We start from the raw sequence: 10,810 nt of genomic DNA, 5'->3' as shown, positions 1-10,810 counted from the left end.
GCCCGTGCAGCGCATGATCATCTCGGCGAGCCGTAGGACCGACCTGCCCGCCTTCTACGGCGAGTGGTTTCGCCGGCGGCTCAGCGCTGGCTTTTGCAAGGTGGCCAATCCCTATAACCGGCGCCAGCGCGCCACCCTTTCGCTGCGGCGGGAGGACGTCGACGGCTTCGTCTTCTGGACCAAGCAGCTCGGCCCCTTCCGCGGCGTGCTCGACGAGGTTCATCAGCGCGGCTTTCCCTTCATCGTGCAGTACACGATCAACGGCTATCCGCGGGTGCTCGAGTCGCGGGTCGTGCAGGCCGAGCGGTCGGTCGCGCAGCTCCGCGCCCTGGCCGCGCGCTTCGGCAGCCGCGCGGCGGTCTGGCGCTATGATCCGATCATCTTCTCGACGGTGACCGATCGCGACTTCCACCTGTGCAATTTTCGCCGGCTCGCGACGCAGCTCGCCGGCGCGACCGACGAGGTCGTCGTCTCCTTCCTGCAGCTCTACGCCAAGACGCGACGAAACCTCGAGCAGGCCGGTCGTCAGGAAGGTTTCGCCTGGGAGGACCCGCCCGACGCGAGCAAGCGTGCCCTGCTCGCCGAGCTGGCGACGATCGCCAGCGAGCAGCGGCTGCGCCTGACGCTCTGCAGCCAGCCGCAGCTGCTGATCGCGGGGGTGACGGCGGCGCGCTGCGTCGACGCGACGCGGCTGATGGAGGTGGCGGGGCGGGCGCTTCGCGCGCGGCGCAGGGGCAATCGCCTCGGCTGCGCCTGCGCCGAGTCCAAGGACCTCGGCGCCTACGAGAGCTGTCCCCACGGCTGCAGCTACTGCTACGCCGTCGGCCGCCGCGCCGCGGCGTTGGCGCGCTACCGCGACCACGATCCCGCCGGCGAGTACCTCTTCGCGCCGGAGCCGATGGCGACCGCCCCCGACCCTGCCGCCGCTTGACAGCCCTCCGCTGCCGCTGTTAGCGCAGTTGCAGCCGGCCGGGGCGCCGCGCGGGGGAGGGGAGCGGGTCATGAGTTGCAAGAGCATCGTGCTGGTCAAGCAGGTGCCCGACACCGCCAATATCTCTGGGCAGGTGATGCGCCCGGACGGGACGATCAACCGGGCCAAGCTGCCGGCGGTCTTCAACCCCGAGGATAAGGTGGCGCTGGAGCTGGCGCTGCAGGTCAAAGACCGCTACGGCGGCACGGTCACCGCGCTGACGATGGGGCCACCGAAGGCCTCCGAGCTGCTGCGCGAATGCCTGAGCCTGGGCGCCGACGAGGTCTGCCTGGTCAGCGACCGCAAGTTCGCCGGCGCCGACACGTTGGCGACCTCCTATGTGTTGAGTCGCGCGATCGCCAAGCTCGGCCGCTTCGACCTCGTCTTCGCCGGGCGCCAGGCGATCGACGGCGATACCGCGCAGGTCGGCCCGCAGACGGCGGAGAAGCTCGACCTGCCGCAGATCACCTACGTCGAGCAGGTAATCTCGATCAGCGAGGGAGCGATCACGGTCAAGCGCCGGATTGACGACGGCTATGAGGTGCTGCGCTCGCCGCTGCCGCTCTTGCTGACGGTGATCGCCGATGCGGCGCTGCCGCGCCCGCCGCGCGCGAAGCGCCTGATGGCCTGCAAGCACGCGCGCTCGCTGCCCGAGCTCGAACGGATGGCGGACGCCAACTCGCTGCTCTACGTCGACACCCTGGTCGACGAATATGTGCAGAAGGGGCGCTTCATCCGCACGCTGACGGTCGACGATCTCGACGTCGACCCGGAGCGTTGCGGGCTGGCCGGCTCACCGACCAAGGTCAAGCAGGTCGACTCGGTGGTGCTGACCGGCGGCGATCACCAGCGGATCGCAGCGACGCGCGAGGGGCTGGGCGCCCTGATCGATCAGTTGATGGGCGACCATGTTTTTGGCTAGCGGCACCGTTGCCGAGGGGCTTGAGTTCGTCGAAGGGGCCGGGCAGGCATGAGCAACGCGAACAGAGACGTCTGGGTCTTCGTCGAGCAGCGCGAGGGCAGCGCTGCCGAGGTCAGCTTCGAGCTGCTCTCGAAGGGGCGCAAGCTCGCCGATCAGCTCGGCGGCGCGCTCAAGGCGCTGGCGATCGGCCATGAGCTCGACGAGGTCGTGCGTCAGGCCTTCCGTTATGGCAGCGACGAGGTGCTGCTGATCGAGCATGAGGCGCTGCGCGACTACCGCACGCTGCCCTACAGCCGGGTCGTTGGCGACCTGATCGCCGAGCAGCAGCCGCGCATCGTGCTCTTTGGCGCCACCTTCATCGGCCGCGACCTGGCGCCGCGCGTCGCCTCCTTCACGCGCAGCGGCCTGACGGCCGACTGCACCGACCTGAAGATTGGCGATGCGAGCTACCTGCGGCGTGACTACACCGACCTCTTGCTGCAGGTGCGGCCGGCCTTCGGTGGCAACATCATCGCCACGATCATCACGCCCGAGGCGCCGGTGCAGATGGCGACGGTGCGCGAGGGCGTGATGGAGCTGGTGCCGCAGCCGACGCCGCGGGGGGATCGGGTGACGCGAATCCCCTACGAGCCGCGCGCCACAGACAACGTGGTGACGGTGCTCGAGCGGCATCGCGAGGAGCGGCGCAACAAGGTCAAGTCAGCGCCGATCGTCGTCGCCGGCGGCTACGGCATGGGGAACCAGAAGAACTTCGCCCTGCTGCACCAGCTCGCCGCGCTGATCGGGGGCGAGGTCGCCGGCACCCGCGCGGCAGTCGATGCCGGCTTTATCAAGGCCGACCGCCAGGTCGGTCAGACGGGCTTGACGGTGCGTCCGAAGCTCTACATCGCCTGCGGCATCTCGGGGGCGATTCAGCACCGCGCCGGGATGCAGGAGTCGACGCGCATCATCGCCATCAACACCGACGCCGACGCGCCGATCTTCGACGCCTGCCACTACGGGATCGTCGGTGACGCTGCGGCCGTGCTGCCGCTGATGATCGACGCCTATCGCGAGCGCCTGAAGTAACGAGCGCCCGCGCACTTTGCCTGGCCGAGGCCAAAAATGCCGAATTTCTTCACCGACAACCCCGATCTGCTCTTTCACTTCGACCACCTCGAGCTCGAGGAGGTGGTCGCGCTCATCGAGCATGACTACGAGCAGGCGGCGGTCTTTTCCGACGCGCCGACGGACTATCAGGACGCGCTGCATAACTACCGCGAGGTGCTGACGCTGGCCGGCCAGATCGCCGGCGACTTCATCGCGCCGCGCGCCGCGCAGGTCGACCTCGAGGGCAATCGCCTCGAGGACGATCGCGTGATCTACGCGACCGGCATTCGCGAGGCGCTCGACCGACTGGGGCAGGCCGAGCTGATGGGTGTGACGCTGCCGCGCAGGTATGGTGGGCTGAACTTCCCGACGACGATCTACATCATGGCGATCGAGATGATCTCTCGCGCCGATGCCTCGTTGATGAATATCTATGGCCTCCAGGACATCGCCGAGACGATCAACCGCTTCGGCAACGACGCCCAGCGCGAGCAATTCCTGCCGCAGTTCGCCAGCGGCGCCTGTACCGGGGCGATGGTGTTGACCGAGCCCGACGCGGGCTCGGACCTGCAGGCGGTCAAGCTCCAGGCCTACGAGGATGCCCAGGGCGGCTGGCGCCTGCGTGGGGTCAAGCGCTTCATCACCAACGGCTGCGGTGACATTCTCCTCGTGCTCGCGCGCTCGGAGCCGGGCAGCAAGGATGGGCGCGGCCTCAGCCTCTTCGTCTGCAGCAGCGACGAGACCGTCAAGGTGCGGCGGCTCGAGCATAAGCTGGGCATTCACGGTTCGCCGACCTGCGAGCTGCAGTTCAACGACACGCCAGCCCAGCTCGTGGGCAAGCGCAAGTTCGGGCTGATCAAGTACGTGATGGACCTGATGAACGGCGCGCGGCTCGGGGTCGCGGCGCAGGCGCTCGGGATCGCCCAGGCGGCCTACGAGGAGGCCCTGCGCTACGCGCGGGCCCGGCGGCAGTTCGGCCAGGTGATCGCCAACCTCCCCGTCGTGGCCAACATGCTGATCGACATGCGGGTGCTGCTCGAGAGCAATCGCTCGCTGCTCTACGCCGTCGCGCAATGGGTCGATCGGCGCGACAAGTACACGGAGCACGCGGCCCGCCTGCGCGAGCGTGGCGAGCCGAGCGCCGAGGCCAGCGAGCGCGCCAAGCAGGCGACGCAGGTGGCGGCGCTCTTGACCCCGCTGGTGAAATACGTGCTCTCGGAGGCGGCGAACAAGATCACCTACGACGCGCTACAGATCCACGGCGGCGCTGGCTACATGCGAGAGTTTGCGATCGAGCGCCTGACGCGGGATGCGCGGGTCACCAACATCTATGAGGGCACCTCGCAGCTGCAGATCGTGGCCGCGGCCGGCCCGGTGATGAAGGACCTGCTCGCGGCGCACTTCGCGGCGGCCGAGGCCAAGGACTACAAGGGCCATCTGATGGGGCTCGCCGACAAGCTGAAGGAGATTCGCCGGCTCTTCCTCGACAGCCGCGAGGCGGTGGTCGGCAAGGGGGACAAGGCCTTCGAAGAGGTCGCCGCGCGCGAGCTGGTCGACCTCTACGGCTATCTCTTCGTCGGTTACCTGCTCTTGGAACAGGCGCAGCTCGACGGCCGCAAGGTCTTCATCGCCAAGCGCTACATCGTCAGCGCGCTGGCCGAGGCGCGCAAGCGGGCCGAGCTCGTGACCGGCGATAATTTCGCCGACGTGATCCACGCCGACAAGATCCTCGTCTGAACACGAGGTGTTGCCGTCATGCGCCGCCGGCGCGCCGATGCCCGCTGAGCGCCGCCACAGGCCACCTCCACGGGGCGCGTGTTGTGGCGCCCGTTGTGGCGCCCGCGCGCCCGGGTATACTGGGACCCTACGGTCGAGCGCTGCCGCTGTCCTTTAGCCACGCGGGTTGAAATGCAGAAACAGCTTGGTGATGCGGTGGCTCGGGGCAGTGAGACGGGGCGCGCCCGGGGTCGCGCTGGCGCTTGGCTGCTGCTCCGCCTGAGCCTGCTGCTGGTGGCCTCCGCGGGCGCGCTGGGGGCCGGCTGCGGCAAGGACCAGCATGGGCTGTTACTGACGGTCACCGCGACGCGCCTCGTCGAGCGCTTCGACCTCCAGGTGCGTGAGCTGGCGACGGGCACGATCGTCCTCGACCGGCGCGACGAGCCCGTGACGACGACCGAACGTCCCAATCGCGATATCTCGGATCCCACGCAGGCGCTGCGCCTTGCCGTCGAGTTCTCGCGCCGCGGGCACTACCTGCTGCGCCTCGTCGGTCGGAGCTACACCGGTGGCGAACGGCTTCAGGTCGCGGTTCGCGAGTTCCAGGTCCGCGGCCTGCGCAAGGTGCTCGTGAAGCTGCTCCCCAACGAGCACGACGAGGACGGTGACGGCTTCCCGGATTGCGCGGCCTACCCGGACTGCGCGGGGCTCGGCGACTCGCTCTCCTGTGACTTCCTCGATTGCGACGACCACGAGGCCTCGGTCAACCGCTTCGGCCTCGAGGTCTGCGGCAACGGCCGCGACGACGACTGCAGCGCCGGCTGTGTCGCCGATCCGAGCGTCGGCGATGAGCCCTGTGAGGACGCCGACGGCGATGGGGTCGCCGTGCCGCAGGATTGCGACGACGCCGATCCCTGTCGGGCGCCGACCATCAAGGAGGACGCCAACCTCTGCGCGGCAGGGGACGTGGCGGCGCAGGCCCTACGCTACGCGCTGCCCCAGGCCTGTCGCGATAAGCTCGCGGCCTCGGGCGCCACGATGACCGCGCCCTTCTGCGGCGACGGTGTCGACCAGGACTGCAACGGGCGCGACGTCGCCTGTATCGTCGACGCCGACTGCGACGGCTACCCGCCGCCCGCTGATTGCGACGACGCGAGGGCGGACGTCAATCCAGGTGCGGTCGAGGTCTGCGACGACGCGACCGACAACAACTGCAATCAGGTCGTCGACGAGGGCTGCGTGCCCTGCGACGTCGACGGCGACGGTCACGCGGCGCTCGGCGTTCCGCCCGACGCCGCCTGTGAGCTGCCGAAGGACGACTGCGACGATTTCGACGCCGGCGTGGGCCCGGAGACGACGGCGGGCGGCGCAGGTGGGGCCGAGGGTGGCACGGTGCTCGGCGGGCTGCGCCAGCGCTGCAGCACCGCGCGCGAGAAGAATGGCCAAGCCGCGCGCGAGGTCGACCACGACTGCGACGGCAAGGCGGCAGCCGCGGATGGCTGCCCGACGACCGCCTGCGACCACGACGGGGACGGCTTCGAAGGGCTGAGGGCTGGGTGTAACCCGCCGGCGGCCAAGCTCGACTGTGATGACGACGATCCGCGGACCTTTCCTGGGGCACCCGATCTCTGCAACGACCTCGTGCGCCAGAATTGCATCGCCGACGGCGCCTGCGCAGGTGATCGCGACGGGGATGGGTACGTGGCGCCAGCGGATTGCCTCGACGACCCCGCCAGCCCCGGTGCTGCCGAGGTGCACCCATGGGCGGTTGAGCTTTGCGACGGGCGTGACAACGACTGTGACGGGCTCGTCGACGAAGGCAATCCGGATGGCGAGGGGCGGCTGATCGCGAGCACGGCGGCGACGTGCTCGGACTTCAGCCGCGGCGAGTGCGCGCCCGGTGGCGCGCTGACCGGGAGGTGCGCCTGCAGTCGCCAGCTACCGAGCCGCGATCCGCGCTATCCGCTGGATGCGGCGCGGACGGCCTGCTCGGGAGAGGATGAGCGTGCAGTGGCGTCCCAGCGCTGCTTCGGGGCGACGCAGCCACAACCCGAGCGCTGCGATGAGCGGGATTGGGACTGCAATGGCCGCAAGGACGATCCTGAGGGGCTCAACCTCGCCGACAAGGGCAAGGCCTGCAGCATCGCGACGGGCAACTGCACGGCCGGGACGGTCGCGGGCTGCGACTGGACGAAGACGGTGGCCAACGCCGACCTCGTGCGCCAGGTGGTGGCGGGGGCCGGTATCGTCTTCAACGACCACTGGCTCTGCGGGGACGCCGGGGGCGCCGCGGCGGCCCTGCCAGTGCCGGAGCTCTGCAACGGCCAGGACGACAACTGCGACGGTGCGGTGCCCGCAGATGAGCGCGACGTGGACGGAGACAAGTATCTACGCTGCAGCGGCTGCACGGCTGCGCAGGTGAGCGGGCGCTTCGCGCTCGCAGCAGGGCTCGTGGGCTGTGGCGACTGCAACGACAACGTCGCCACCGTCTTTCCGGGAGCCTCCGAGCAGTGTAACAACGTCGACGACAACTGCCGCAATGCCCTCACCGACGACGGCGCCGATCAATGCGGAGGAAGCACAGCGACCTGCTGCTCGCAGATCTCGGCCTGTATCGACCTGCAGAGCAATACCAGCCACTGCGGCGCCTGCGGGACCGTCTGCGATGCCGCGGTGGCGAGCCGCTGCGTGAGTGGTCACTGCGAGTGCGGTGAAACCGGCGCGGCCTGCGGGGCGGGTCTCAACTGCGTTAGCGGTCAGTGTGTGTGCAAGGCGGGCGCGCGCTGCGGGGGCTGCTGCGACGGCAATAGCTGTGTCAGCGTCCCCACTGCCGCGCTCTGCGGCCTCAATGGCGCGACCTGCCAGGTCTGCAGCGCGCCCGAGTGCCGCTCGCGAACCTGCAAGAGCGACGGCAGCTGCGGCAGCGATCCTCTCACCGGCACCGACTGCGCGGATGACGGCCTGAGCTGCACGCTCGACAAGTGCGCCGCCGGTACCTGCGCGCATACGCAGCTGGTCGCCAGCAAGTGCCTGATTGGCGGCGTCTGCTACGACGATGGCGCCCTCAATCCGGCCAACTCCTGTCAGGTCTGCAATGCTGCATCCAACGCGCGCGCCTGGAGCAACAAGGCCCTGCGAGCGGGCTGCGACGACGGTGCTGGTGCTGGGCGCTGCGACAACCAGAGCGTGCCCCGATGTTGCACGAAGTGCCTGCACACCGATGGGGCCTGTGAGTCCTCGCCGACGGCGATTGCCTGCGGGTCCGGCGGAGCCACCTGCTCCGCTTGCGCGGGAGGCACGACCTGCGCGCCGGCCACCTGCACCGCGGCGGGCGTGTGCAGCACGGCCAGCGCTGCCGACAACACGGCTTGCGCCAGCGACGGGAAGGACTGCACCAAGGACCTCTGTAAGTCGGGCGCATGCACGCATGCGGAGCTGGAGCCGAATACGTGTCTGATCGGGGCGCTCTGCTACGCCAGCGGCGATCGATCCAGCAACACCTGCCAGGCGTGCGTCCCGGCGACGAGCACCAGCGCCTGGACCAATAAGCTGGTGGGCGCCGCCTGCACGTCGGGCGGGGACGCGGGCCGCTGCGATGGCAGCAGCCCGCCGCCGGACTGCTGCACGGGTTGTCTCGGCGCAGGAAACAGCTGCCTGACGGGGAACACCCTGGCCGCCTGCGGCGGGGCGGGTGCGGCCTGCCAGACCTGCAGCGGGGCGGGCGAGTGCAAGGTCGACACCTGCAGTGCCGGCGCCTGCGGTATCGCCAACGCTACGGACGGAACCGGCTGCACGGCCGATGGACTGAGCTGCACGAGGGATGAGTGCAGCAGCGGCAGCTGTGCGCACCCTTTGAGGCTGAGCCGCTGTCTGATCGATGGGACCTGCTACAACAACGGTGACGCTAATCCCGCCAACCCCTGCCAGGCCTGTGTGTCGGCGACGAGCACCACGGCGTGGACGAATAACGCCGCGCAAGCCAGCTGTCCGGGCGGGCGCTGCGACGCCAGCGGCGCCTGCTGTGCCGGCTGCCTGACGACGGTCGGGAATGTTTGCGTCTCCACGCCGAGTGCCGCGCAATGCGGCGACGACGGGTCGAGCTGTGTGGTCTGCTCCGCCGCCGGGGAGTGCGAGGTCGACGTCTGTCAGGCCGACGGCACCTGCGCCACGAACACGGCGGCCGATACGACGCCCTGCGACGGCGATAACGGCCAGTGCGTCGCTGGCGCGTGCATCCCCAACTAGATGTGGGATCAGCGCTACAGCGTCCCCGAGTATGTCTACGGTACGGCGCCCAACGACTTCCTCGTCGCCGTGGCGCCGCGGCTGCCGCAAGGGCCAATGCTTTGCCTCGCGGAGGGGGAGGGGCGCAACGCGGTCTACCTGGCGGGACTCGGCCATGAGGTCGACGCGGTCGATGCCTCGGCGGTTGGGCTCGAGAAGGCGCGGCGCCTGGCGGAGAGCCGTGGCGTGAAGCTGCGCACGACCGTGCGCGATCTTGGCCAGCTCGAGATCGCGGAGGGGTACTGGGCCGGCATCATTCTGATCTTCTGCCATCTTCCCGCGGCGCTGCGGCGGCCGGTACACCGCGCCTGCGTGGCGGGGCTGCGCCCCGGCGGTGCGCTCGTGCTCGAGGCCTACCGCCCTGAGCAGCTCGCCCTCGGCACGGGTGGGCCGCCGCTGCGCGAGCTGCTCTACACGCTGGCCGAGCTGCGCGAGGACTTCACGGGACTGGACTTCGTCCACGCCGAGGAGCTGGTGCGGCCCTTGCTCGAGGGCTCCTTCCACACCGGTGAAGGCGCGGTCGTGCAGCTCCTCGCGCTCAAGCCCTGAGAACGAGGTCGGCGGGCCACTGGGCTATTGGGCGGGAGTCGCAGCCGCCGGCTTGGCGCCAGTGGCCCGCAGGTAGGCGCGGCGCGGCGCGAAGATCAGCCGGTCGGCATTGTCGTAGTAGAGCTTGCGCAGGACTGCAATCGGCAGGTCGATGCCGTCGATGCGCCAGCGGCCCTGAATCGGCGTCGGATGCTCGAATTGGCGATCGGCGCTTTCGAAGTAGCGCCGGTGGCGGCGATAGAACTCCACCGCCTCGTCGAAGCCCGGCGGCTTGGGCGAGACCGAGCCGAGCTGTAGCCCCTCGGGCGAGACAATCAGGTCTGTCCCAAAGAGAATACGGTCCTGATGTCGCAAGAAGAAGCGCCGCGCCGCAGCGGCCGGATGGTGGCCGATCTCCGGAATGCGCGCTGAGGTGTCGACGAAGAGGTTGGGGCAGGCCTCGAGCAGGCGACTGACGTAGTCGAGGCGCTCGGGATAGCCGGCGAGGTGAATCCCGAGGAAGGTCGTCCGTGGTTGCCGGCGCAGGACGCGGTCGCGCGCCGCGAGCAGCTCAGCGTGGCTGGGAAAGTCCCCGCCGTAGAAGCTCCAGTCTGGCGCCAGCGAGAGCTCGTCGTACCGCTCGTTATCAGGCGTGGGTGGCGCGAAGAAGGCGACCGGGTCGGCGATGTGCCAGGCGATGATCGCCCCGAGCTCGGCCGCACGCGCGTAGATCGGATCGAGGCGCGCATCGTCGGCGGCGAGCAGGCGGCCGTTGCGCAGGCGCACCCCGAGGCCGAGGTCCTTGAAGATCTTCAAGCCGCTGGCGCCCTCGCGCATGGCGCGGGCCAGGTGCTCGGCCTCGCGCGCACCCCAGCCGGGCTCGTCGACGCCGCTCCAGTCGAGATTGATGAAGAAGGCCATCCGCGCGCCGAGTCGCTCGGCGAACGCCCGCGTGGCGCGGTAGCGTGGGCTTCCCCAGCTGCCCGCGCTCTTGACCGCGAACTTCACGACGCCGACGGCGTCGAAGATGCGAAAGGCGAGGGCCATCGACTCGGGCAGCGGGGTGAGATGGACGTGCGAGTCGATCAGCGGCAGGTGGCCGCGCGGATCGTCCGCGGGCCGCGCCGCGCTGGCCTGCGCGCGTGCCTTTGGGGCTGGCGTTGCGACGGCGGGCGACCGGCTGCGACAGGCTAGGATGGCGAGCGGCAGCAGCCAGAGCGACGCTGGCCTGCGCGCGGGGGCCCGAGCTCTCCGGTGCTCGAGTCGGGACGGGCAGCCGCGCGCGGTCAAAGGGGGCATTC

General features: G+C 69.6%; 7 protein-coding genes. 6 read left to right on the top strand and 1 reads right to left on the bottom strand.

Annotated elements, in window-relative coordinates; translation table 11 throughout:
* The first annotated feature begins 13 nt into the window (after nt 1-13).
* The 6 genes from IPL40_10355 to IPL40_10330 all read left to right on the top strand — a co-directional run bounded on the left by IPL40_10355 (nt 14) and on the right by IPL40_10330 (nt 9,530).
* Nucleotides 14-931: a DUF1848 domain-containing protein gene (locus tag IPL40_10355; protein ID MBK8481563.1), complete on the top strand. Its 918-nt coding sequence runs from the start codon at nt 14-16 to the stop codon at nt 929-931.
* A 70-nt stretch (nt 932-1,001) separates the two neighbouring features.
* Nucleotides 1,002-1,892, top strand: coding sequence for an electron transfer flavoprotein subunit beta/FixA family protein (locus IPL40_10350; protein ID MBK8481562.1), 891 nt, complete (start codon nt 1,002-1,004; stop codon nt 1,890-1,892).
* Nucleotides 1,893-1,940: 48 nt separating this feature from the next.
* On the top strand, nt 1,941-2,960 hold the full coding sequence (locus tag IPL40_10345; protein ID MBK8481561.1) for an electron transfer flavoprotein subunit alpha/FixB family protein: 1,020 nt from the start codon (nt 1,941-1,943) through the stop codon (nt 2,958-2,960).
* A 36-nt stretch (nt 2,961-2,996) separates the two neighbouring features.
* Nucleotides 2,997-4,718 carry an acyl-CoA dehydrogenase family protein gene (locus IPL40_10340; GenBank protein ID MBK8481560.1) on the top strand — a complete coding sequence of 574 codons (1,722 nt, stop codon included), beginning with the start codon at nt 2,997-2,999 and terminating at the stop codon, nt 4,716-4,718.
* A gap of 171 nt (nt 4,719-4,889) precedes the next feature.
* Nucleotides 4,890-8,942 (top strand): hypothetical protein, encoded by a 4,053-nt coding sequence (locus tag IPL40_10335; protein MBK8481559.1) that lies wholly within the window; start codon nt 4,890-4,892, stop codon nt 8,940-8,942.
* The gene (locus IPL40_10330; protein ID MBK8481558.1) at nt 8,943-9,530 is read left to right on the top strand and encodes a class I SAM-dependent methyltransferase; all 588 of its coding nucleotides are present in this window, start codon (nt 8,943-8,945) and stop codon (nt 9,528-9,530) included.
* Nucleotides 9,531-9,554: 24 nt separating this feature from the next.
* Here the strand turns inward: IPL40_10330 and IPL40_10325 are convergent, their stop codons facing one another.
* Entirely contained in the window at nt 9,555-10,808 is a 1,254-nt protein-coding gene (locus IPL40_10325) for an amidohydrolase family protein (protein ID MBK8481557.1), read from the bottom strand.
* Nucleotides 10,809-10,810: the final 2 nt, after the last annotated feature.

The organism is Pseudomonadota bacterium (genome assembly GCA_016711215.1).
Taxonomy (GTDB): Bacteria; Myxococcota_A; Polyangia.
This window is presented reverse-complemented; position numbering and strand designations above follow the sequence as displayed.